We start from the raw sequence: 23,675 nt of genomic DNA, 5'->3' as shown, positions 1-23,675 counted from the left end.
AGTCGGTAAAACGCCTGGGGCCAGCACCCTTCCAGCGCTGGTGCGTCAATCAGTTGCTGGCAGTGCGATAGTTGTGCTTGTAGAAAATATGCACACCAATCCGCGCAGTTTCCTTGTAAACCCGTGACCAGGACGGGCGAACTGCCTTGGTGTGATAGTGTGTAGCACCCGCTGTCATCTCTTCAGCAACGCCATCAATCGCCGCACGGGCAACCTTGGCGACACGCTCGTAAGCACGCTTTTCGTGGATGACCTCTTTGTGGCCATCGCAGGTGTAAGTAAACTGGCACTGATACTTCTTACCGGTTCCCTGCTTGATCACACCACAAAGCGAATTCGGAAAGCGTCCGCTTTCGACGCGATTCATGATCACTTCGGCTACGGCAAATTGCCCGCGTACGCTTTCACCACGGGCTTCGAAATACAGCGCCTCTGCAAGACAACGGAAATGTTCATCTCCGTTTGCGTTGGGCTGCTGATCCAACCAACCTTTGGTGTAAGAGATTTCAACCTTTTCTGGTGCCTTACGCGGCTTGAACAGCGTAAGATAGTCGCGAAAGTTCTGCGCTGGTAGCTCGTTCCGGGCAACCAGTTCAACAGGTTTTTCATCGTTCTGCCGTTCGGCGAACAACAAACTTGGCAGCACGGCTGCGGCCCCCACGGCGACAGCCATTATGTAGCGTCTCATCAGATAACCTCGCACAGGCACAAACGCGCCATACCCTCCCCCGGCGGGCGCGACGAGGCACATACCCCACTTCGAGGCAGACGTCCAGTTTTCAAACAAATGCAAGTAAAAAATCGCCTACGCCAACGATTTTCATCGACAGCGAGGCAATTACTTCGACACTATTTCTAGGTAGTGGACAGTTAGTCAACCCCCAAGTTTGGACGAAATCGTCAGTTGAGCGGCAGACAGCCTAGCGACCGGAACTCGGAAGGGAGAGCAGGACACGTAGTCAAACCCCAAAGCTCGGCAGATGGCGATTGATTCGGGGTTACCACCATGTTCGCCACATACTGAAAGCGTAACGTCTGGCTGAGCTTCCCGACCACGTTCGGCCCCAAGCTTCAGCAATTCGCCAACCCCGTCCCCATCAAGAACGTGGAACGGATCTTCATTGAAGACCCCCAAATTCACGTAAGCCGACATGAACCGCCCCGCATCGTCGCGCGACAATCCGTAGGTCATCTGAGTCAAATCGTTGGTTCCAAAGCTGAGAAAGGCGGAATGCGGGGCAATCTCATTCGCGCGCAGACAGGCCCGGGGCGTTTCCACCATCACGCCCAGCCGATAATCGAATTCCTGCCCTTGCTCCGAGGCAACCTCGGCTGCGACCGTATCGATCCGGGTTTTAACCAGCTCGACCTCGCGCTTGGCCGAAACCAGTGGGATCATCACCTCGGGCACCACGGGTGCGCCTTCTTTGCTGGCCTCCAACGTTGCTTCGAAGATCGCGCGCGCCTGCATGTCGTAGATTTCGGGTACAGTCACGCCCAGACGTACGCCACGCAGCCCCAGCATGGGGTTGTATTCGCTCATCGCCTCGACCCGACGCTCGACATCCGAAACAGGCAAGTCCAGCGCCTCAGCCAGCTCTCTCTGTCCGCTACGGGTTGTGGGCAGGAATTCATGCAACGGCGGATCGAACAGGCGGATGCAAACCGGCTGCCCCTCCATGATCCGAAACAGCTGTACAAAATCCTGCCGCTGCATCGGCAGTAGGCGTTCCAACACCGCAGCGCGCCCCGATGGCGTTTGCGCAAAAATCATCTCACGCATCACGGTCAGACGACCCGGATCAAAGAACATGTGCTCCGTCCGGCAAAGCCCGATCCCTTCTGCTTGAAAATTCCGCGCAGTCTGTGCATCGGCAGGCGTATCGGCATTCGCGCGGATCGCAATGTCCCGCTCGGCGTCGGCCCACCCCATCAAGGTTTGAAAGCAATCATCCAAGGCTGCCTCAAGCATTTCGGGCTGGCCTGCCAGAACCTGCCCGGATGTGCCGTCGATGGTCAGAATGTCACCTGTTTTGAACACCCGCCCATCCGGAGCGTTCAGCAGCTTTTTCTTGGTTTGAAACCGCATTTCGGACGCGCCGACAATACAAGGCAGCCCCAAACCTCGGCCGATCACTGCCGCATGGCTGGTAATCCCGCCCTTTTCGGTCAACACCGCAACCGAGGCATGCATTCCCCGCACATCCTCGGGCGAAGTTTCACGGCGCACTAGAATACAAGGTTCACCCCGCGCAGCGCTGGCCTGCGCTTCGGCGGCGGTGAATACAATCCGACCTGTCGCAGCGCCCGGGCTTGCGGCGATGGCCGTTGCCAGAACATCACGTTCTGCGTCTGGGTGAACCTGACGGTGCAGCAGTTCATTCAGCGAATGCGGGTCGATGCGCATCACAGCCTCTTGCGGCGGGATGATCCCGTCCTCCGCCAAACGCACCGCAATCCGCATGCCTGCTCGCGATCCGCGTGGCACCCGGACACCATCCAGAATATGTACCTGCCCGTTCTGAACGACAAACTCGACCTGCATCTCTTCGCGCAGCTTCTCTCGCATCAAGGCAGCATTGGCTTTGAGATCCGCGAAAGCTTCGGGAGCCACGTCTTCCAGTGATGGTCCGCGCTCATCCTTCTCAAGATACAGCGCAGCAACGCCTTCACCGAGCGCATCTCGCCCCTGGCTCTGGCTCAGATACCGCCCAGTGATCTGAGGCATGCCCGTTGCCGGATCAATCAGTTGCAGTACACCCGAGCCACATTCGCCTTGCCCCACGCCCGGGATCATTTCCTGAATCACCAGTCCAAGCCCGGCATCTGCGGGTGCCCCTTTGGCCTGTCGCAGCAACCGGGCCGAGGTTCCATCCCACGCCCGCGCCATCGACCGCAAGACACCGATCAACTGCTCACCCCGATCCTGGGGGAAGACCTCGTCGGTCTCATCTTCATACGCGCGCAGAGACAAGCTCAGTCCTTCGCGACCATCCGTCTCGATATCATCGAATACATCCGGGTCCAGACGGGCCACATGCAGCGCGTAGCTCTGCACGAACCGAAGATAGAGCGCCGCCGCCGCATCTGCGCCCATATCCGCTGATCGGTCGAGATAACGTGCATCATTCATACCGATGTTCAACACTGCGCCCGGGCCACCCCAATCGGGGTCTTCTGAACTAGGCCGTACACACAGCAGCGCCTCGGCATCGAATTGTTCCAGAATGGCGGCGATGTCAGGAACTTGACCTTCCGCGATGCGCTGCACCGCGTCAAAGGACAGCGCCACCGTGCGTGGCACCGGCATGTCCAGCCGGACCAGTCTTTGCAGGCACTTCGCCCGGCCGCCATGGGTATTGGCGGCAACGGGCGCTTTCGGAGTGATAAGCGTGGTATGCGGATTATTCTGCACTGCGGCACCTTTTGGTTTGCCCGCAGCATAAGGCCCTGCGCCCATGGCGCAAGGGCGTTATCCTTCGATCCGGGTCAGATCAGCGACGCTGGAGCAGACCTTGCGGATCTGGCTCAGCAGGTTCAGACGGTTGCGACGCAGGATGTCATTGTCGGTGTTGACCTGCACATCCTCAAAGAACGCATCCACCGGCCCGCGCAGTTCGGCCATTGCCGCCATCGCTGCCGGGAAATCTTCCGCCTTCAGCGCAGGATCGATCTTAGCCTCCGCCGCGTCGAGTGCTGCAAACAGAGCCTTCTCGCTGTCGGTTTCGGCAAATTTCACATCCGCGCCGTAGGAGTATTCCACCCCATCCTTCTCTTCCGCCTGAGACAAGATATTGTTGGCCCGCTTGAACCCCTGCACGAGGTTCTCTCCATCCTCGGTCGCAATCACCGCGTTCAGAGCACGCGCACGTTTGACCAACAGGTTGAGGTCGTCATTCCCCTCCATCGCGATACAGGCGTCGATGACATCATGGCGGATGCCTTCGTCTCGGAGGAAGACTTTGAGGCGGTCGTGGAAGAAAGAAAGGAGATCGTCAGACGCGTCAGGAACCTTTTTCTCAAGCTCAAGAAATGCTGTTGCGGGCAGTCCTTCAAGCTTTTCTTTGACAGTCTGGAATGACGCACCAAAGACACCATGTTCTGCGATTTCTTCCAAGAGATCGCGGACATTCGTTTCGGGCAAGGCGTCATTGATAGCGCTTTCTGCTCGAACCAGTTGGCTATCGAAGAAACGGTCCAACCGAAGACGCAGATCGTTATTCACAATTAGTCGAATTACCCCTAATGCCGAACGACGCAACGCAAACGGATCTTTCGAGCCAGTCGGCTTCTCATCAATCGCCCAAAATCCGGTCAGCGTGTCCAACTTGTCGGCCAGTGCCACGGTCACCGACAGCGGCGCGGTTGGCACATCGTCCGATGGCCCCAGCGGCGAATAATGTTCCTGCGCCACGGCGGCCACTGCGGCATCTTCGCCTGCCGCTTCGATGTAATACCGCCCCATAAGCCCCTGAAGTTCAGGGAATTCATAGACCATTTCGGAGTTCAAATCAGCCTTGGCCAAACGCGCGGCTTTCTCAGCCTGATCGGCATCCGCTCCGGTTACCGGAGTCAGTTCGCGGGCCAGTGCGGCGATGCGGTCGATCCGCTCGGCCTGTGTACCCAGCTTGTTTTGGAAGGTCACATTCTCCAGCGCGTGGGTCCATTGGGTGATGTCCGATTTGGCGATGCGCAAGTCGTTCTCCCAGAAGAACTTGGCATCCGCCAGACGCGCCGACAGCACCTTCTGGTTCCCTGCCAGAATGGTCGCACCATTGTCGGCGGTTTCGCGGTTGGCAACGGTGATAAACCGTTCGATCCGCCCCGTCTTGGGGTTCTTTACGGAAAAGAACTTCTGGTGTTCCTTCATCGAGGTCTGCAGCACCTCGGGTGGCAGCTCAAGAAACTCCTCATCAATCTGCCCCATCAGTACAACGGGCCATTCGACCAGACCGGCCACCTCGGCCAGCAGACCCTTGTCATCGACCACTTCCAGACCGGCGGCAAAGGCCATGTTCTGGGCGTCGTTCCAGATATGCTCGACACGTTCCTCGGGCGACAGAATCACAAAGGCGCGCTTCAGCTTGGCGGCGTAATCCTCGAAGGATGTAACAGAAAACCGGTTCGGCGCCATAAAGCGATGACCCTCGGCTGTGTCGCCGGATGTGATCCCCTCGACCTCAAGCGGCACGACCTGCGCGCCTGCCTCATCTGTCAGGACACACAGGATCGAGTGCAAAGGCCGCACCCACCGCATTGATCCAGCCCCCCAGCGCATCGATTTGGGCCAGGGGAAGTTGCGGATGGTAGCCTCCAAAACCTCGGCGATGATTTCAGCCGCCGGGCGACCCGCCTTTTCGATGGTGGCGAAATATACTGCGCCTTTGGGCGTGTCGCGCTCTTCCAATTGATCTCGGGTCAGGCCCGCGCCACGTAGAAAACCTTCGATAGCTTTGTCAGGCGCGCCGACCTTGGGGCCTTTGCGCTCTTCGCGGATCGTGGGGCTTTCCGCCAGCAGGCCCTCGATAGCCAGCGTCAGGCGACGCGGCGTGGTCAGTGCAGCGGCAGAGGCATAAGTCAAACCAGCCTCAACCAGACCGTCCGTGATCCGCTTTTTCAGGTCCTCACCAGCGCGGGCTTGCATCCGCGCAGGGATCTCTTCGGAGAACAGTTCGATCAGCAGGTCGGGCATAGTCGGTCCTTAGAAATTGACAATCGTCTGGATGACGATGGCATTGGCGATATCCACAAAGAATGCGGATACAAGGGGCAGCACGATAAAGGCAATAGGCGACGGGCCATATCGCTTGGTTACGGCGGTCATATTCGCGATAGCGGTCGGGGTCGCACCCAATGCGAACCCTCCGAACCCGGCGGCCAGAACGGCGGCGCGGTAATTTGATCCCATCAGCGGGAACAGTGCCCACATCACGAACACGACTGCAAACAGCGTCTGAGCGGTCATGATCACCGCGATCGCAAGGCCCAGCTCAGCGATGGTCCACAGTTGCAGGCTCATCAGTGACATCGCCAGAAACGCCCCCAGCGCAAATTCCGAGATCAGCGCCAGCGAGGGCGTACGCGACACCGGCGGTGCATTCGGAGCAAGCGCGGAGCGCAGGTTTGCAATGACAATGCCCATGATCAGGCAGGGCACGAACAAGGGCAACTTTAGCCCGGCGGCGGTGATCGCCTCACTCAGGATGTAACCCGAGATGATCGCAAGGTTTAGGTGCAGAAGCACGCGCATGATTGTCAGATGATCAATCTCGGACTTCGGGTCGACCTCATTGGGCAGGCCCACCGTATGCTCTTCCCCCGGTCGTTCGGGGCTGAGCTTGCGCCCTTCGATCAGCAGTCGCGCAATCGGCCCACCGACCAAGGCGGCCAGCACCAGGCCCAATGTGGCCACTGCAACCCCCAACTCGGTTGCGCCACTCAAACCAGTGGCGTCCGCAACTTCGGGAGCCCAGGCGATCGCGGTCCCGTGCCCCCCGATCAGCGCAGCAGACCCGAACAGTACCCCGGCTTGCGCCGGATATCCGAACATCACGGCCCCCGCAGCGCCGATCACATTTTGCGCAACGATGGTTAGAAGCGTCAAAATAAGAAGTAATAGCAATGGCTTACCGCCTGCTATCAGATCGGACAGGCGGGCGTTCAGGCCAATCCCCGCAAAGAACAGAACCAGTAGGAAATCGCGCGCGGTCAAGCCAAATGACAGCTCAATGCCAAATCCAAGATACAGAGCCAACACCACCAGCGAGGCCAAAAGGCCCCCGGTCACCGGCTCGGGGATGTTGAAGCTGCGCAAGGGCGCAACGCGGGCGTTAATCTCGGCCCCCAACAGGTAAACCGCAAAGCCCAGCGTTGCGGTCAGGAACTCCGGAATTTCAACAACCGTACCCATCTGCGTCAACCCTCGGGTCTGGGTGGGCATTCCTCGCCCACGACCGTGCCGTCATAGGCCTTTTCACCGCAATTGTTTAGTGCGTGCCAGATGTAGCCTTTACCATCCTGTGTAATGGCGACGATCCGATCGACTCCATAATGGATGTTCTTGGCGCCCATGAAGGCCTGCGCCTGCCCTGTTTTCAACGCATCGGCAAGCGCAACCGCGTCGTAGCAGTCAAACCATCCCGGCGCAGTCAATGGCTCGGGGTTCTCGATAGGGATGAAATCCACCATCTGATCCGGCATCATCTCAGTTTCGAAACAGGCCCTATACCGGATCGGAGAGCTGTCGGCGTCAATGGCCTTGAAACCAGTATATGCGATGGGTTCGGGAGCCTCCGCCCCTCGTGCCAGCAATACCACATCCTGGCCCGGGCGCGGCTCGACTTCATAATAGAACCCATAGACCTGAAGATAATACATCCCGGCCCCTGCCAGAACGGCAGAAATCACAAGGATCAGCGCAAGCAGTTTTCCAGTCATCGTTTACGCCGCCTCTTTCAAGTTCACAGAAAATAGGACAGGTTTCAAACCAGTACGAGCAGAAACGAGGCTACACGCATGGAAACCACCCTTGCCGTCGGATTCTTCGGCGCGTTGTTCGCGATCATGAATCCGATTACCAACCTGCCTGTGTTCCTGAGTGTTACGCAAGACCTGCCCGTTTCGGATCAACGCAAAGTGGCTATGAAAACCGCGCTCTACTGCTTGATACTTGGTGGAGCCTTCGCTGCGATTGGCAGTCAGGCGCTTGGGCTGTTCGGCATCAGCGTCGATGACCTGCGTGTCGCCGGTGGCCTTGTCGTCCTGATGATCGGGCTGAACATGCTGAACGGAAACGAAAGCAGCTCGCACCATGGGACCGACGGAGAAAAGAAATCCTACCCAGCCCCCGAGACGGTTGCCTTCTATCCCTTGGCCTTTCCGATACTGGTCGGCCCCGGCACGATCACGACCTTGATCCTCTACGCGCACCACATCAAGACACCGATCGAAGCCATTGTCTATGCAGGTGTATTTCTGTTTGTCGTCGCTTTGCTGCTGGGTACATTCTGGAACGCCTCGGCGCTGGCCAAGCGGCTGTCGGACAACGCCCGTGTGATCATGAGCCGCTTCATGGGCATGATCCTTGCGGCCATCGCAATCAGCATGATCGCAGACGGCCTGAAGGCGTTGTTGCCTGGTCTGGCCTAGACGCTGCATCAAACCTCGAACCCGGCGGCCTCGGTCTGCACGAACGCATCGGCGCATTGCTTGGCCAAAGCGCGAACGCGACCGATATAGGCCTGCCGTTCGGTCACCGAGATCACGCCTCGCGCGTCAAGCAGATTGAAGATGTGGCTGGCCTTGATGCACTGATCGTATGCAGGATGCGCCATGATGATGCGCTTGCCCGTCTTCGGGTCATCATGTTCCTGCGCCAGAATGGACGCGCATTCGGCCTCGGCCTCTTCGAAGTGGCGCAGCAGGACCTCGGTATTGGCCACATCAAAGTTCCAGCGGGCGTATTCCTCTTCGGTCTGCTTGAAGATGTCGCCATAAGATAGCGGGCTGGGTGATTGCGGATCGTTGAACGGCATATCCATCACGTGATCGATGCCCAGTACATACATCGCCAGACGCTCCAGCCCATAGGTCAACTCGCCCGAAACCGGCGTGCAGTCGTGGCCCCCGACCTGCTGGAAATAGGTGAACTGGCTGACTTCCATGCCATCACACCAAACTTCCCAACCCAGTCCCCACGCACCTAGCGTAGGGCTTTCCCAGTCATCCTCGACGAACCTGATATCATGCAGGTCCATGTCGATGCCGATCGCCTCAAGGCTGCCCAGATACAGCTCTTGCAGATCCGGCGGGCTGGGTTTGATCAGCACCTGATACTGATAGTAATGCTGCAACCGGTTTGGGTTTTCGCCATAGCGCCCGTCCGTCGGGCGGCGTGAGGGTTGAACGTAGGCCGCGGCCCAAGCCTTGGATCCCAGCGCGCGCAGGGTGGTTGCCGGATGGAACGTACCCGCGCCAACCTCCATGTCATAGGGCTGCAGGATCGCACAGCCTTTCGACGCCCAATAGGTCTGAAGCCGCAGGATAATCTCCTGAAATGAACGAGGAGCGCTTTTGGGTTCGGTCATGACATTTCCCTTGGACGCCATTTGCGCCCTGTTTCAGTGGGTTTGGCCCTTCCTATGCAAGCCACCAAGGGGCGTCAACGGGCCAAACGGCACTGGCTGTCGCTGAGCAGCCACACCCAGAATTCCCCGTATTCCGGGCATGGCCATTGGGTCGCGATTCCGCGTACTCTGCGGCAAAGTGAAAACACTGCATAAAACGGGCAGACAATGACACGCGTATTTACGGTAATTACATTCTTTCTCTTCTTCGGTCTTCGCGCCGCTTTCGCCCAACAAGACGCCGGCGTTTGGATCCAGATTGAGGCACAGCCCTCGCTTCGCGAAGCGCAGGAGCGTGCTCAGGCTTACGCAAACGCCCTGCCAGATGTGAACGGGTTTCGCCTGAACTCGGGCTGGTATGCCATTGTAATCGGGCCATATATTCGCGATGACGCCGAACAGGTATTGCGGGTCTACCGGGCTGAACGCCAGATACCGTCAGACAGTTTCATCGCTTTTTCCAATGCGCTGGCTCAGCAGTTCTGGCCTGTTGGAGCCAACATTCTTGAACGGGGTGTGATCAACGCACCTGTACAGCCGGAACAGCAACCAGAACAGCCAGCGATTGGTTTGAGCTTGCAGGACGCAGACGAAACGCGTTCGGAAGCCCTGCAGGGTGAACGCCTGCTGACGGCTCAGGAACGCAAGGACCTGCAGACTGCGCTGCAGGCGGCCGGGTTCTACAACTCGACCATCGACGGTGCGTTTGGTCAGGGTACCCGTCGCTCGATGAGCGATTGGCAAAGCTTCAACGGGTTTGAGGCAACTGGCGTTCTGACAACATTGCAGCGCAAGACGCTGATGGACGACTACAACGCACCGCTGATCAGCGTCGGCATGGCGCGATATTCCGACGTTCAAGCCGGGATCGAGTTGGACATGCCTCTGGGCGTGTTAGCATTTGACCGCTATGAAGCCCCCTTTGCGCATTTCAAACCCGCCTCGGATTTGGACGCCCAAGCGCTGTTGATCAGCCAGGAAGGTTCACCCGCCACCCTTCGGGCGCTGTATCAAGTGATGCAATCGCTTGAGATTGTTCCGCTTGATGGCGAACGCGCCTTACGCGGTAACAGTTTTACGATAGTGGGGCGCAGCCAGGGAATAACCTCGTACACTCAGGCGGCCTTGAAGGACGGGAAGATCAAGGGATTCACTCTGGTTTGGCCTGAAGGCGATGAAGCGCGACGCGCCCGCGTTCTGGCCGCAATGCGCGCTAGCTTCACCCCCACGGATGTGGTGCTCGATGCCAGTGCCGGGGCGGAGGCCGAACAACGCATTGATCTGGTCTCAGGTCTTCAAGTCCGCAAACCGCGACTGTCGCGATCCGGTTTCTACGCCGATAGCAACGGGACAGTCCTGACTGTTTCGGAGGCTTCCGACAGCTGTAGCCGCATCACGCTGGACGGTGGTCAGGAAGTTCAGGTCGCATGGCAAGACGCTGGTCTTGGCGTTTCCGTTCTGCGCCCCAGCCAGACATTGGCCCCAATCAGCGTCGCCGAATTCCAATCAGACCAACCCCGCATTCAGTCTCAGGTTGCGGTTTCGGGCTTTTCTTACGAAGGCGCTTTGGGTGCCCCCACCCTGACCTTTGGTGAGATCGCCGATATTCGCGGCTTGAACGGCGAAGATGGCGTCAAACGTTTGGCGCTGGCCGCGCAGCCCGGGGATGCGGGCGGGCCGGTCTTTGACGACAGCGGCAACGTGGTCGGCATGCTGCTACCGACCCCTTCTGAGGGACGCACCCTGCCCGGCTCGGTTAGCCTTGCGGCAAACGTCGATCGCCTGACTGAAGTACTGAACAAGGCGGGTGTTTCCGGCCAAACCGCACAAAACTCGACCCAGATCTCACCAAACGAGCTAAGCCGCCGGGCCAGTGGAATGACTGTATTGGTTCATTGCTGGGACTGAATACCTGACATCACTGAAAAGGCGCTGGACCGAGGTGCAGCGCCTTTTTTCACGCCTCACAGAATTTCCGGCGTAATTCTGATCAGAGTTGGACCGTCAGCAGTAAACGCCTGGCGAACTGCCGCCTGCATCTCGTCCAGATTGCCCGGTTCTGCCGATCGGGCCCCAAAGGCCTCGGCCAGTTTGCAGAAATCCGGATTGCGCGCGATCACGGCGTTGGGCGCGATCTGACTGCGCACCATGCTGTCTTCGATCGCTTTCAGCTTGCCATTGTCCCACAGAATAATGGGCAGAGGCAGGCCCAACTCCACTGCGACGCCAAGCTCTTGCATCGTGTAGTGGAAACCATAGTCGCCCGCGATCACCGCTGTGGGTTTTCCACGTCGCGCCATGGCGCCACCGATGCCTGCGGGCAGAGCATATCCCAGTGTGCCGAACCCAGTTGGGTGATGCCAGTGATAAGGATAATGCATGTCCCAGATCTCTTTCGAGACATAAGCGAACTGCGTCATATCCGAATAGATCATCGTCTCGACCTGCATCGCCTCGCGCAGCGCGTCGGACACCTGAACGATGCCCGGTAGTTCGGCGTTGATTTCCGCTCGCCAGCGCGTGCGTGCCTCACTTACTTCATCCTGGGACCATCCGCCTGCCGGTTGAACCTTTTCGACGGATTGCCATAACGCATATGCGAAGCTTTCGCCATCAGCCTGAATCTTGACTGTCGCCCTATGGTGGTCGGACAACACTTCGGGGTCGATATCAACGCGTACCAGCTGGGCGGAATGGCCCAATCGATCACGCCACAAATCAACCTCTCCCAGCTCTGCCCCGACAACAACAACAAGATCGGCCGAGGCGATCACCTCAGCGCTGCCCGGACGAGGCAACATCGATCCGAAATCCAGCGGATAGTTGGCCCCAACAAGCCCTCGTCCGGCAAATGTGGTGAAACAGGCAGCACCTAGCTCCGTCAGGATCTGCCGCCACAGGTTGGAGCGGCTACCACCGCCTAGAATGAACAATGGCCGCTGCGCAATATTGAGCAAAGACAAAACAGGAGCGACATCGGGCGGCAACGCCTTCGTACGCAAGGCTGGTTGGTTCGGGAATGCTGCCGGCTCAGCTTCAGCTTCCAGCCGAGCAATCGGGATCTGGATATGCTTGGGCCGTGGTCGCGACAACTCAAAGTCTTCGAACGCTCGTTCAACCAACCGATATGCGGACTGCGCATCGTCTGCCTGGCAGGACCAGTCTGCCACGGTGTCCGCTGCGCCGCGTTGATCTTTCATCTGGTGCAACTGTCCACGCCGTGACTGAACATCGTCAAGGCAAGAGGACAACACCAGCATTGGAACTGAATCCGAATAGGCCTGGCCCATCGGCGTCATGATGTTGCACAGGCCAGGACCGGTGATCACATAAGCCACACCAGGCTTGCCAGAGGCGCGCGCGTATCCATCAGCCATGAACCCAGCGCCTTGTTCATGGCGCGCCAGTACATGCGTTATGCCAGCTTCTTCGATACCACGGTACATTTCCTGATTATGAACGCCGGGAATTCCAAAAATCACATCAACGCCGCGATCTTTCAACATGTGCGATATCTGCGCACCAAGCGGTCGCTTCATTAGTCTCTCCAGAATTGAACAGTAAATATTGCGTAAACGGCAAGCAGCTCTAGCCGCCCAACCAACATACCTACAATCAGCATCCATTTCGCGCTGTCGTTGAGCCCGGCAAAGTTTCCTGCAGGGCCGATCTGATCACCCAACCCAGGACCCACATTGGCCAGTGCAGTTGCTGCACCCGAAACCGAGGTGATAAAGTCCAATCCAGTCAGTGCCAGAGCCCAGGACAGCACCCCCATCGAAAGTGCGAAGAACATAAAATAGCTCATGACCGAGGTCAGAACATCGCGCCCGATGGGTCGCCCGTCATATCGCGGCACGAACACACCATGCGGAGACCGGATGCGGCTGATCTGCGTTTTGATCGAGGCAAACAGCAACTGATAGCGGAACACTTTGATCGAACATGCGGTAGAGCCCGCACAACCGCCAATTAGGCCGATCAGGAAGAACAGCATGATCGGGAAGCTGCCCCAGCCCATATAATCAACGCTGGCATAGCCGGTACCCGAGATGATCGAAGTGATATTGAACAGCGACTCGCGGAACGCTTGTTCCCAATGGTGTGGAAAGACCGATGTCAGGAATATCGACATGAGAACCACAAGAACCGCAATCGTTGCCAGAAATGCCCTGATCTGACTGTCTTGCCAAAGCGAACTCGTATTGCCGTTGGCAAATTGGACATAGCGTACGAATGGCAAGGCCGCGAGGATCATGAAAACGGCGGCGGCGTATTCAGCAGGTCCCGAAAAAGTCCCGAATGATGCATCATAGTTGGAGAACCCGCCGGTGGAAATCGTGGTCAGCGCATGGACCAGAGCGTCAAAGAAGCTCATCCCAAGACCGGCATATACGAGGATGCAGACCACTGTGAGAACGACATAGATCAGGGAAATCTGACCTGCAATTTCTTGCGCACGAGGAAGGATCTTCCCCATAGTTTCAAATCCTTCCGAGCGGAAGATCTGCATTCCGCCTACGCGCAGTTCGGGTAGGAAAACCATTGCGACAACGATGATGCCAATGCCACCCAGCCATTGCAGGACCCCCCGCCACAACAACAGACCACGTGGCAGATCATCCAGCCCCGAGATCACAGTCGACCCGGTGGTGGTCAGCCCCGACATCGCCTCGAAATAAGCATCAACAAAGCGGAGCTCGGTCTCGCCGAACACAAAGGGTATGGCGCCAAAAACCGGCAGTGCGACCCAGACACCCGAGGTCAACAAAAAGGTCTGACGGATGGTCAGACCTTCCCCCACCCCGTTCGAACAACTCATCGCAAGAACACTGCCAGTCAACAGCGTGATGACCGCGCTTTCAAAGAAAACATGCCACTCGCCCCGCCCCTCGATCATGTCGACAAGCATGGGCAGCAGCATGGTCGCCCCTAGAATGGCGACCAGCAGGCCAATCACATATCCGACCGGGCGAAGATCCATCATGACGGGCAGCGTTGGCGCGCCAACCCGACGGTGTCAAGCAGATGATCGGCGTTAACTGTCGGATTTTGCCTCAGAGCCCGGCATCGCGGGTGGCTTCGACGGGGCGCGTGCACGACGCTGCGCTGGTTTGGCCTGCTCAGCCGACGCAGCTGCGGGTTTCTGCGGCGCAGGCTTTACCGCGGCAGGTTTCGGGGCCACTGTGACCTGAGGCGCAGCTTTTGCAGGCGAGGGCTTTACGGGGGCAGGCTTAGCTGCCGCAGGTGCCTTGGGCCCAGCTTTTGCCGTTTTTGCCGACGCTTTCGGCGCTGCGGCTACCGGTTGTGCCTTGGCCTGGGCGGAGGATTTGAACTCCGCGACCGCGTTGGCCGCCGTTGATACTGGCTTTGCCGATTTCGAGGCGGGTTTCGCAGGCATCTTGGCCTTGGCCCGTGCTGTTTTCACAGCCGGTTTGGCCGCAGGGGTCGCCATAGGTGCAGCGGCCGCAACCTTAGGAGCCGCCGCTTTCGGCACTGGTACCACCGCAGACGTAGCCGCCGCCTTTGGCTTAGGTGCCGTTTTGGTTTTCGGCTCGGCTTTATACTTTGCTGCAACCTTGGTTTTGGCAGCCGGCCTGGCTGGCTTTCGTGTTGCTGGTGTCGCCGCTTTGCGGGCAACCGGTGCGGGTGCCTCGGCTGTCTTCAGTCCGTGCAGAGGTGTCATCGGCAGATCAAAAGCCGCGCGCGTCATGATCTGCATGATCTCAATCTGACTGGCCATTGCGTAACCGGCCATCCGGATGGCCGCTGCCTGAAACTCAAGCGGTTGAGTAATCGGATTCATTGCATGTCTCTCCTGATAAAACCGAGGCAGCAGGAAAATGAGTAAAAGACCCCACCCGCCCCAATCGTCCGGGCGGATTTGCAGGTTGGCGGTCCAAGGCGTTGCACGTCCCGGCTTCCTTTCGGGCTGCACCATCCGGGTTTTGCGGAGGCGCAGCAGCTGCACTCAGGGGCAACCTATCGCAAATTGAGGTGCAGGTGCAGCATTATTTGCTGCATTGCGGCAAAAAAGCGCCCATGCGGGATTTATGATCGTTTTTCCAGCAGCTTCCGTAGGGTCAATCAGCCCACATGAAACAGCGTCGTGAACAAACGCGGGTCCAGGCTAGCCGTTTCGAACGTTGGACCTTCGGTCAAAATCGAGACCGCATCATGGCTGTGCAGGCTTTCCTGATGGCTGGCAATCACGCGGAAATCGCCGACGTGATGATCGGCCTGCAACTCGGCGCAGAACAGACGCGCCGCATCTTCGACGAAAATGGGATTGGCCGCATTCAGCTCAGCAAAGGCCTGTTCATCTTCGCGCTTGACCATCACCTGCGTTTCGGTCGGCACCGCGCGACGGCAGAGCGCGATCAGGTCCTCGAACCACAGGCAATCGGCGTTGCAATCAACCACGACCGAAATCCGCGCGACCGAGCGCTGCGAGTGCGGCGTTGCCAACTGCCCACGTGTGGCGCGTGCGTGTTCGCTAAGTTCCAGTGAACAGGGGCATGTGGACGAATAGACATAGTCGAGATGCATGATCTTTAGACACTCTCCGCCCCGATCAACCAGTTCCAGCGCGATGTCGTAATACTGGTAACCGGACAATCCCGAACGCAGGCTCTCGATCCGGTCGGGATAGGAAAACCGCATCTGAATCCGCGCATCCAAACTGTCCAGATCGGACAGATAGTCGTTCAGCGCTGCCTCCATCACCTCAAAACTAAAGGTGCGCTCGGCGTGCTTGTAGAAAGACCGCATGATCCGGGACATGTTGATGCCCTTCTTTTCGGCCTCAAGGCTGACAGATCCGGTGACCGAAGTCTCAAGTGTCAGCTCGGCACCGCTTTTGCGGTGGAACCGGATCGGCAGGCGAAAATTCGAGATGCCGACATGCTGGATCTGCTGCTTCGACCCCCGGATCAGGCTGGACGGCCCGTTCTGCAAATCGGGCAAGGTGGCCCTGTAGGCTAAATCTGCCTCAAAGCTTTCGGGATAGTCGCGCGACAAAGCAGGATAGTTTGACGGCTGTAAACCCGGAACAAGCTGCGCCACCGCCGGATCAAGCTGGCTGATTTCGGCCGCCGAGGCCGATTTCGCCCATTCGCGCAGTAACTTTAGCGCTGCGGCGGCCTGATCGTGATCGGGTGTCTCGTTGATGTCGCGCGGATGAATGTTCATTGGCACGGATCCCTTGCTAGGCCGACGGTTATATACCACCGAGGTTTAATTACCAGTCCTGAACGATACGCGCGGGATAGCAGCCCGGATCGAAATTCGAGGCGAGAAATCGTCACATTACAACCAAAAGCGCCGGATCAGGCGGTTCACACCCGCCTGACCATGAATTCCCGGCGCGGCGCTAGCCCTGAGATACCTCCAGCGCGCGCTGGATATCCGCCAGCAGATCCCCGGCATCCTCAAGCCCGACCGACAGGCGGATCAGGCCCGGCGTAATTCCCAACTCATCGCGTTGTTCTTCGCTCAGGCGCTGATGCGTGGTGGTGGCCGGGTGCGTCGCGATCGACTTGGCGTCACCCAAATTGTTCGAGATCACCGGGATCGTGAGCGCATTCAGGAACGCAAACGCTGCGGCTTTGCCGCCCTTGATATCCAGCGACAGAACCGTGCCGCCTTTGCCGCCCAGCTGATCCTGCACCAATGCGTTCTGCGGGTGCGTCTTAAGGCCGGGGAACAGTGTCCTCTCTAGTGCGGGATGCCCTTCAAGCGCCTCAGCAATCTTCTGGGCGCTGTCTGCCTGCGCATTCACGCGCAGGGCCATGGTTTCAAGACCTTTGACCATGATCCAGGCGTTAAACGGACTAAGTGCACCGCCGGTGTGTTTCATGTAGGGTTCGACCGTGCCACGGATGAAATCCTTGGTGCCGATGATCACACCGCCCAGCGCGCGGCCCTGCCCGTCAATATGCTTGGTTGCCGAATAGACAACCACATCCGCGCCCTGCTCGATCGCGCGCGAGAACACCGGCGTCGAGAATACGTTGTCTACGATTACAACGGCACCAACCGCGTGGGCCAGTTTCGACACACCGGCGATATCGATCACCTCAAGCGTCGGGTTCGACATGGATTCGAAGAATACCGCCTTGGTGTCAGGTCGGAGCGCAGCCTCCCATGCGGCCAGATCGGTACCGTCCACAAACGTCACCTCAACACCGAACCGTGTCAGGATGTTTTCAAGGATATACAGGCAGGACCCAAACAGAGCTTTGGCTGAAACCACATGGTCGCCAGCTTTCAACATCGAAGTCAGCGCACCGTTCACAGCCGCCATGCCCGAGGCGGTGGCAAACGCATCTTCCCCGCCTTCCAAAGCCGCTATACGTTGCTCGAACATTGAAACTGTGGGGTTGCCGTAGCGGGCATAGATGAACTCATCCGGGCCGCTTTCGATAAACCGGGCCTCGGCCTGCTCAGCGTTTTCGTAGACAAACCCTTGTGTCAGAAAGATCGCCTCGGAAACCTCATTGTACTGACTGCGACGGATGCCGCCATGGACGGCTTGGGTGCGTTTGTTCCAGCTCTCGCTCATCTCATTCCTTTCAGCCCCGCTTAGGAGGCAAACAAAAAACCCCAGACGCGGCCAAGCGAAAGGGGTCTTTCATCCTGACCTTTTAGCGGTGTTATTTAGCGTGGCCCGCAATCCGGTAACAAATCGCCACGTGGTAGGCATGCGTTTACGCCCCGTCCCAGGCCTCGTCAAGCCCGTCCCGCTTCGGGTCACGCTTTCGTAAATGGCCCGAGCAGGCTCTTGCCGTTTGCTCAAAAAGCTTCATCATCGCTTCAACCTGAGGAGGCCCCATGATCGATCTGTATTTCTGGCCCACGCCCAACGGCTGGAAAGTGTCCATCGCTTTGGAAGAGATGGAGCTGCCCTATGAAACCCACTTGATCAACATCGGCAAGGGCGATCAGTTCGATCCCGAATTCCTGAAGATCTCACCCAACAACCGCATGCCCGCTATCGTCGATCCGGATGGCCCCGGCGGCGAGCCCGTTTCCGTTTTCGAAAGCGGCGCGATCCTGATGTATCTCGCCCGCAAGACTGGGCGCTTTTATGGCAAAACTGAGCGCGACCGGATTGCAGTCGAGGAATGGCTCATGTGGCAAATGGGCGGTGTCGGTCCGATGGCAGGGCAAGCGCACCACTTCCTGAAATACGCCCCGAAACTGGAGCCGCCGCAAGACCTTCCCTATCCAAAAGACCGCTATCGCACCGAGGTCGGGCGTCTATACAGCGTGCTGGACAGGCGTCTGGCCGAAAATGAATTTGTTGCGGGCGATTTCTACTCGATCGCCGACATGTCGATCTGGGGCTGGGCGAGCTTGTGGGAGGGTCAGCAGCAGGTACTGGAGGACAAACCGCACTTCACACGCTGGCTTGAGATGATGAGCGCCCGCCCCGGCGTTCAGGCCGGTCGCGCGCTGCATGCCGAGCTGCGTGGGGATCACGGGGACAAAAAATCGCAGGGGATCTTGTTCAATCAGTGAATTCGTTGTCTTTGTCCTGACCCGATTAGTGGGTTCCAGCATCATTTATAAGAGGAATGAACATGTGCCAGGCACGTTTGCGCAGAACCATTTGGGCGGTGTGCATTGTCGGGGCAGCGCTCATAACAGCCAGCTTGATGTGGGTACAGCAAACGCCAGACCCTACCAACGATCTTTTTCTGGAACATATGACCTGGCCAGAAGTGCATGCCGCGCTTGAGGACGGCTACAGAACAATCATCATTCCCACAGGAGGAACCGAACAGAATGGTCCCCACGTCACTTTGGGAAAACACAATTTCGTTGTCGAATATGCCAGTCGGGAAATTGCCGAACAACTGGGCAATACTCTGATCGCACCGGTGATCCGCTATGTGCCTGAAGGTGACGTTGCCCCCAACCCCACAGGACACATGCAATGGCCAGGTACAATTTCATTGCCCGAACCGGTCTTTCAGCAGGTGTTGGAGGCAACAATCCGCAGCCTCGCCTCTCACGGGTTCAAGGAGATCCTCCTGATCGGCGACAGCGGGGGAAATCAGGCAGCGCAGTCCCGTACCGCCACTTCAACCAGCCTTGAATTAGCGACAACCGGGGTAATCGTACAGCATGTCTCTGACTATTATGAGAAAAATGGCCAGATCGCATTTCTGGAAGATCAGGGTTTCAGTGCAGAGCAAATCGGCAATCATGCTGCGTTGCGGGACACCTCCGAGCTCATGTATGTCAATGCAGATGAAGTCGGTCGCTCACGAGCACCGGTTCCTCCTGGTTGGAGCGCAGGATTCGACGGTCAACCTGACCTCGCGACGCGCGAAATCGGCAAACAAATGGTTCAGCTTAAGGTGAACGCCGCGTTGACACAGATACAGCGCCGAAGGGACGCAAATTAATAGTGCACCCTTTCATAATCAATGCAGCGATGAGAACAAAAATGGAATTCTCACCAGGAGAATCCAAGCTCAATACGATGAGACGCAAATGAGACTGGAAACATCAGGCTCCCTTCACTAAGGAAGAATTCGACAACCGAAAAAGGAAGACGCACGCAATGGCAAAGATCACCTATGTCGAGCATGGCGGTACCGAACATACAGTCGAGGTCGCCAACGGACTGACAGTCATGGAAGGGGCCCGTGACAACAATATTCCCGGCATTGAGGCCGATTGCGGTGGCGCCTGCGCCTGCTCGACCTGCCATGTCTATGTTCACCCTGACTGGGTCGAGAAAATCCCAGCCAAGGACGACATGGAAGAAGACATGCTGGACTTTGCCTATGAGCCCGACACTGAGCGCTCGCGCCTGACCTGCCAAATCAAGGTCACCGATGCGCTGGACGGGCTGGTTGTCCAGATGCCCGAAAAACAAATCTGATGCCTTCCTGGTCGGTCATGGCCCTAGCAATCGCGCTGGGGATTTGTCCGATCAAAGCTCAGTCACAGCAACCATGGCAGTATGAGCTATTGGGATCGGCGGAATACGCCGAACCCACCGCTCGATACCCGCACGGCGTGCTCGGTGATCAGATCGAATACGGCGCGCTTGTATTGCAATACGCACCCAATTCGGCGCGATACACAATCCGCCTGCCCATGGAACGGGTCTTTGAAGATATTAGGCCGCGTCTTGTCGACATAGACAATGACGGCCGTCGCGAAGCGCTTGTGGTTGAAAGCCATCGTGACAAAGGTGCCCGGCTCGCAATCTACAACGGCGGCGGTCTGATCGCCGCCACCCCCTATATCGGAACCCGGAATCGCTGGCTTGCCCCTATCGGTGCCGCCGACCTCGATGGTGACGGCAATATCGAGATCGCCTATGTCGACCGCCCACACCTCGCTAAAACCCTGCGCATCTGGCGCTTTGAAAACGGCGTCCTGACCGAAATCCAGTCGATCCCCAGCCTCACCAATCACAAAATCGGAGAGGACTTTATCTCGGGCGGCCTACGTCAATGCGACGGTGCCCCAGAGTTAATCGTTGCAAACGCGAACTGGACGCGCATCATCAGCGTCTCATACCAAAACGGCTGGCAAACCGCTGATCTCGGCCCGCTCAATAAACGCGATGACTTGACCGCAGCGCTAAAGTGCTGATCCCGTTTTCATCTGGCCATAAATATCCTGGGGGTGAGGCCAAAGGCCGAGTGGGCAATGCCCCCTACTCGCAATCAATGAAGTCGGGCATAGCCCGGCAAGCAGATCACAGTGCGCGCCAACCGATATCACGGCGATAGAAGCCTTCGGGCCAATCCACGCCTTCTACCATCGCATAGGCCCGGTCCCGCGCCTCTTGCAGTGTTTCCCCGCGTGCGGTCACGTTAAGAACCCGACCGCCTGTTGCCTGAACCTGCCCCTCAGCCACCTTAGTACCCGCATGGAAGACCATGTTCCGGCTGTCCTCGGGCAGGTCCTCCAATCCCTTGATTGCAGTGCCTTTCTCGTAGGTGCCGGGATATCCTTTTGCGGCCATCACGACGGTGATCGCGTGGTCCTCGGCCCAATTCACGCGCGTCTTACCCAGCCGCCCTTCGGCCGCAGCGTGCATCAGATCCATCGCCTGCGCGCCCAGCCGCATCATCAATACCTGACATTCCGGATCGCCAAAACGCACGTTGTATTCCACCAGCTTGGGCTGACCATCCTTGATCATCAGCCCTGCATAAAGCACACCCTGAAATGGCGTCCCCCGCCGCATCATCTCAGCCACGGTTGGGCGCACGATCTGATCCATCGCACAGGCCTCAATCTCGGCACTCAAAACCGGGGCCGGAGAATACGCACCCATGCCGCCGGTGTTCAGTCCGGTATCCCCCTCGCCCACACGCTTGTGATCCTGAGCCGTGCCAATCGACAGGATATCCTCACCATCACAGAGAACGAAAAGCGAAGCCTCCTCGCCCTCCATGAATTCTTCGATCACAACTTCAGCCCCCGCGCCACCGAATGCACCGCCGAACATGTCATCAATGGCGTCCAGCGCGGTTTGCTCATCCATTGCAACGATCACGCCCTTCCCGGCAGCCAGACCATCGGCCTTGACCACGATCGGGGCACCCTGCGCGCGGATATAAGCCTTGGCTGGTTCTGCTTCCGTGAACCGCGCATAACCCGCTGTCGGCGCGCCAGATGCGTCACAGATTTCCTTGGTGAAACTTTTTGAGGCCTCCAACCGCGCCGCTTCGGCTGACGGACCAAAGACCAGAACGCCTGCTTCACGCAACCGATCAGCAACCCCCGCCGCCAAAGGAGCCTCAGGGCCGACAATTACGAAATCAATCGCGTTTTCTTCGGCAAAACTGACGACTGCCCCACCATTCTCGATATCCAGCGCAGCACAATCTGCGATCTGCGCGATCCCGGCGTTACCCGGCGCCACAATCAGGCGATCACATTTAGGGTTCTGCATCACCGCCCAGGCAAGGCTGTGTTCGCGCCCGCCGCTGCCGAGAATGAGGATATTCATGAAACGCTCCGATCTGCTTGGCCTTGCCTGCGCGGCGTTCTAAGCTGCGCAGAGATTTGACACAAGGCGCTGAAATGTCCGACCTGCTTGATGACCCGTTTCCGGGACAAAACACCCCCGAATACACCGTCTCGGACATCTCGGGTGAGGTGAAGCGCACGCTCGAAGGCACGTTTGGCCGAATCCGTGTACGCGGCGAGGTCGGGCGGGTGTTCAAGGCGCGCTCGGGGCATCTCTATTACGACATTAAGGACGACCGGAATGTTCTGGCCTGCACCACGTGGAAAGGGCAGATATCAGGTTTGTCGGTTGTTCCCGACGAAGGTCTTGAAGTTGTCGTCACCGGACGTCTCACAGCTTTCGGAGCCCAGTCGAAATACAATCTGAACGTCGATGAGGTCGCCGTCGCCGGCCAAGGCGCACTAATGGCATTGCTGGAAAAGCGCAAGAAACAGCTCGATTCCGAAGGGCTGTTTTTGGCTGAACGCAAGAAACCCCTGCCCTACCTGCCCAAGATCATCGGCGTCGTCACTTCGCCCTCCGGTGCAGTGATCCGAGACATCTTGCATCGGCTGCGCGATCGTTTCCCGCGCAAAGTTCTGATCTGGCCCGTCGCGGTTCAGGGGGCAAACTGCGCCCCTGAAGTGACCCGCGCCATCGAAGGCTTCAATCAACTCACACCGGGAAGGGCCCTCCCGCGACCCGACCTGATTATCGTCGCGCGCGGGGGCGGATCAATCGAGGACCTCTGGGGCTTCAACGAAGAAAGCGTCGCGCGCGCGACTGCAGCGTCAGAAATCCCGTTGATCTCGGCCGTGGGGCACGAGACCGACACCACCCTGATCGACTATGTATCGGACCGCCGCGCGCCCACGCCAACCGCCGCTGCCGAACTTGCCGTACCGGTCCGCATGGAGCTGCTGGCGTGGACCGGAGAACAAGGCGCCCGCCTTTCGCGCGCCTCCACGGATGCCGTGCAACGACGCAGCCAGCGCCTGCGCGATCTGTCCCGAGCCCTGCCCCGCCCCGATACGCTGCTGGAAAGCCCGCGCCAAAGGCTCGACCAAATCTCAGAACGCCTGCCCAACGCGCTGATCCGGGGTGTTCAGAACCGTCGCGTCAAACTGCTCGATAGCGCGGCCCGTCTGCGCCCCTCGACCCTGCGCAGTTTCGTCGAAACCCGCCGAGACCGCTGGCGCAATCTGTCTTCGCGCTTGTCTCTTCGCCCGATCCAGCGCGAGCTGGAAACACGGCGCGATACCCTCAACCGACTGAGCGATCGCCTGAACGCCGCGCAATCCACGCGGCTGGACCGCCTGCGCCAGCAGATGGAGGCCACTGACCGCCTGCGCGAAACGCTGAGCTACAAGGCGACGCTCGGGCGTGGCTACGCCGTCGTGCGCGCCGACGGCGAAGTCATCACAACCAAAGCACAGGCCGCCGGTCACACGGCACTTGAGATCGAGTTCGCCGATGGTCGCCTCCAAACCGGAACACAGGGCAAAGCATCGACCAAAAAACCCAAACAGGCACCGCCTGATCAGGGATCGTTGTTCTAATCA

Annotated in this window: 19 protein-coding genes and 1 riboswitch; of the genes, 7 read left to right on the top strand and 12 right to left on the bottom strand. The window is 58.2% G+C overall.

Annotated features, from left to right (window positions below):
- Positions 1–49: 49 nt before the first annotated feature.
- The 5 genes from ACR0MQ_RS00405 to ACR0MQ_RS00385 all read right to left on the bottom strand — a co-directional run bounded on the left by ACR0MQ_RS00405 (position 50) and on the right by ACR0MQ_RS00385 (position 7,437).
- The gene (locus tag ACR0MQ_RS00405) at positions 50–688 is read right to left on the bottom strand and encodes a cell wall hydrolase (RefSeq protein WP_029621754.1); all 639 of its coding nucleotides are present in this window, start codon (positions 686–688) and stop codon (positions 50–52) included.
- Positions 689–874: 186 nt separating this feature from the next.
- Positions 875–3,460 (bottom strand): putative PEP-binding protein, encoded by a 2,586-nt coding sequence (locus tag ACR0MQ_RS00400; protein WP_480603714.1) that lies wholly within the window; start codon positions 3,458–3,460, stop codon positions 875–877.
- Between the two features lie 12 nt (positions 3,461–3,472).
- Positions 3,473–5,692: a glycine--tRNA ligase subunit beta gene (glyS, locus tag ACR0MQ_RS00395; protein ID WP_170770381.1), complete on the bottom strand. Its 2,220-nt coding sequence runs from the start codon at positions 5,690–5,692 to the stop codon at positions 3,473–3,475.
- Positions 5,693–5,701: 9 nt separating this feature from the next.
- The gene (gene gltS / locus ACR0MQ_RS00390; RefSeq protein ID WP_480603711.1) at positions 5,702–6,940 is read right to left on the bottom strand and encodes a sodium/glutamate symporter; all 1,239 of its coding nucleotides are present in this window, start codon (positions 6,938–6,940) and stop codon (positions 5,702–5,704) included.
- Entirely contained in the window at positions 6,916–7,437 is a 522-nt protein-coding gene (locus tag ACR0MQ_RS00385; protein WP_480603708.1) for a DUF6446 family protein, read from the bottom strand. Before ACR0MQ_RS00385 ends, gltS begins: the two co-directional genes overlap by 25 nt.
- Before the next feature lie 78 nt (positions 7,438–7,515).
- Between ACR0MQ_RS00385 and ACR0MQ_RS00380 the strand changes: the two genes are divergently transcribed.
- Positions 7,516–8,148: a MarC family protein gene (locus ACR0MQ_RS00380; protein WP_480603705.1), complete on the top strand. Its 633-nt coding sequence runs from the start codon at positions 7,516–7,518 to the stop codon at positions 8,146–8,148.
- Positions 8,149–8,156: 8 nt separating this feature from the next.
- Here the strand turns inward: ACR0MQ_RS00380 and ACR0MQ_RS00375 are convergent, their stop codons facing one another.
- Positions 8,157–9,086, bottom strand: coding sequence for a glycine--tRNA ligase subunit alpha (locus ACR0MQ_RS00375; RefSeq protein WP_170770375.1), 930 nt, complete (start codon positions 9,084–9,086; stop codon positions 8,157–8,159).
- A 207-nt stretch (positions 9,087–9,293) separates the two neighbouring features.
- Here ACR0MQ_RS00375 and ACR0MQ_RS00370 point away from each other — a divergent pair, with 207 nt between their 5' ends.
- Positions 9,294–11,033 (top strand): serine protease, encoded by a 1,740-nt coding sequence (locus ACR0MQ_RS00370; protein ID WP_480603702.1) that lies wholly within the window; start codon positions 9,294–9,296, stop codon positions 11,031–11,033.
- A gap of 56 nt (positions 11,034–11,089) precedes the next feature.
- Here ACR0MQ_RS00370 and ACR0MQ_RS00365 read toward each other — a convergent pair whose 3' ends face one another.
- The 5 genes from ACR0MQ_RS00365 to metZ all read right to left on the bottom strand — a co-directional run bounded on the left by ACR0MQ_RS00365 (position 11,090) and on the right by metZ (position 17,688).
- Positions 11,090–12,664, bottom strand: a complete 1,575-nt coding sequence (locus ACR0MQ_RS00365; RefSeq protein ID WP_480603699.1) for a thiamine pyrophosphate-binding protein — start codon at positions 12,662–12,664, stop codon at positions 11,090–11,092.
- Entirely contained in the window at positions 12,664–14,112 is a 1,449-nt protein-coding gene (locus tag ACR0MQ_RS00360) for a TrkH family potassium uptake protein (RefSeq protein WP_170779079.1), read from the bottom strand. Before ACR0MQ_RS00360 ends, ACR0MQ_RS00365 begins: the two co-directional genes overlap by 1 nt.
- 51 nt (positions 14,113–14,163) lie before the next feature.
- On the bottom strand, positions 14,164–14,931 hold the full coding sequence (locus tag ACR0MQ_RS00355) for a hypothetical protein (protein WP_480603696.1): 768 nt from the start codon (positions 14,929–14,931) through the stop codon (positions 14,164–14,166).
- A 281-nt stretch (positions 14,932–15,212) separates the two neighbouring features.
- The gene (folE2, locus tag ACR0MQ_RS00350) at positions 15,213–16,316 is read right to left on the bottom strand and encodes a GTP cyclohydrolase FolE2 (RefSeq protein ID WP_480603693.1); all 1,104 of its coding nucleotides are present in this window, start codon (positions 16,314–16,316) and stop codon (positions 15,213–15,215) included.
- 181 nt (positions 16,317–16,497) lie between these two features.
- Entirely contained in the window at positions 16,498–17,688 is a 1,191-nt protein-coding gene (gene metZ, locus ACR0MQ_RS00345) for an O-succinylhomoserine sulfhydrylase (protein WP_480454624.1), read from the bottom strand.
- A gap of 62 nt (positions 17,689–17,750) precedes the next feature.
- Positions 17,751–17,828, bottom strand: a riboswitch (SAM riboswitch).
- 129 nt (positions 17,829–17,957) lie between these two features.
- On the opposite strand from metZ, the gene ACR0MQ_RS00340 reads away from it, so the two are divergent.
- The 4 genes from ACR0MQ_RS00340 to ACR0MQ_RS00325 all read left to right on the top strand — a co-directional run bounded on the left by ACR0MQ_RS00340 (position 17,958) and on the right by ACR0MQ_RS00325 (position 20,744).
- Complete coding sequence (locus tag ACR0MQ_RS00340) at positions 17,958–18,647, top strand: glutathione S-transferase N-terminal domain-containing protein (protein WP_480603690.1); 690 nt, start codon at positions 17,958–17,960, stop codon at positions 18,645–18,647.
- Positions 18,648–18,709: 62 nt separating this feature from the next.
- On the top strand, positions 18,710–19,540 hold the full coding sequence (locus tag ACR0MQ_RS00335; RefSeq protein WP_170469259.1) for a creatininase family protein: 831 nt from the start codon (positions 18,710–18,712) through the stop codon (positions 19,538–19,540).
- Between the two features lie 158 nt (positions 19,541–19,698).
- Positions 19,699–20,022: a 2Fe-2S iron-sulfur cluster-binding protein gene (locus ACR0MQ_RS00330; RefSeq protein ID WP_010439247.1), complete on the top strand. Its 324-nt coding sequence runs from the start codon at positions 19,699–19,701 to the stop codon at positions 20,020–20,022.
- Positions 20,023–20,039: 17 nt separating this feature from the next.
- Positions 20,040–20,744, top strand: a complete 705-nt coding sequence (locus tag ACR0MQ_RS00325; protein ID WP_480603686.1) for an FG-GAP repeat domain-containing protein — start codon at positions 20,040–20,042, stop codon at positions 20,742–20,744.
- A 106-nt stretch (positions 20,745–20,850) separates the two neighbouring features.
- Here ACR0MQ_RS00325 and purD read toward each other — a convergent pair whose 3' ends face one another.
- On the bottom strand, positions 20,851–22,113 hold the full coding sequence (purD, locus tag ACR0MQ_RS00320; protein WP_480603684.1) for a phosphoribosylamine--glycine ligase: 1,263 nt from the start codon (positions 22,111–22,113) through the stop codon (positions 20,851–20,853).
- A gap of 74 nt (positions 22,114–22,187) precedes the next feature.
- Here purD and xseA point away from each other — a divergent pair, with 74 nt between their 5' ends.
- Positions 22,188–23,672 carry an exodeoxyribonuclease VII large subunit gene (gene xseA, locus ACR0MQ_RS00315; RefSeq protein WP_480603681.1) on the top strand — a complete coding sequence of 495 codons (1,485 nt, stop codon included), beginning with the start codon at positions 22,188–22,190 and terminating at the stop codon, positions 23,670–23,672.
- Positions 23,673–23,675: the final 3 nt, after the last annotated feature.

The organism is Ruegeria sp. AN6 (genome assembly GCF_056540425.1).
This window is presented reverse-complemented; position numbering and strand designations above follow the sequence as displayed.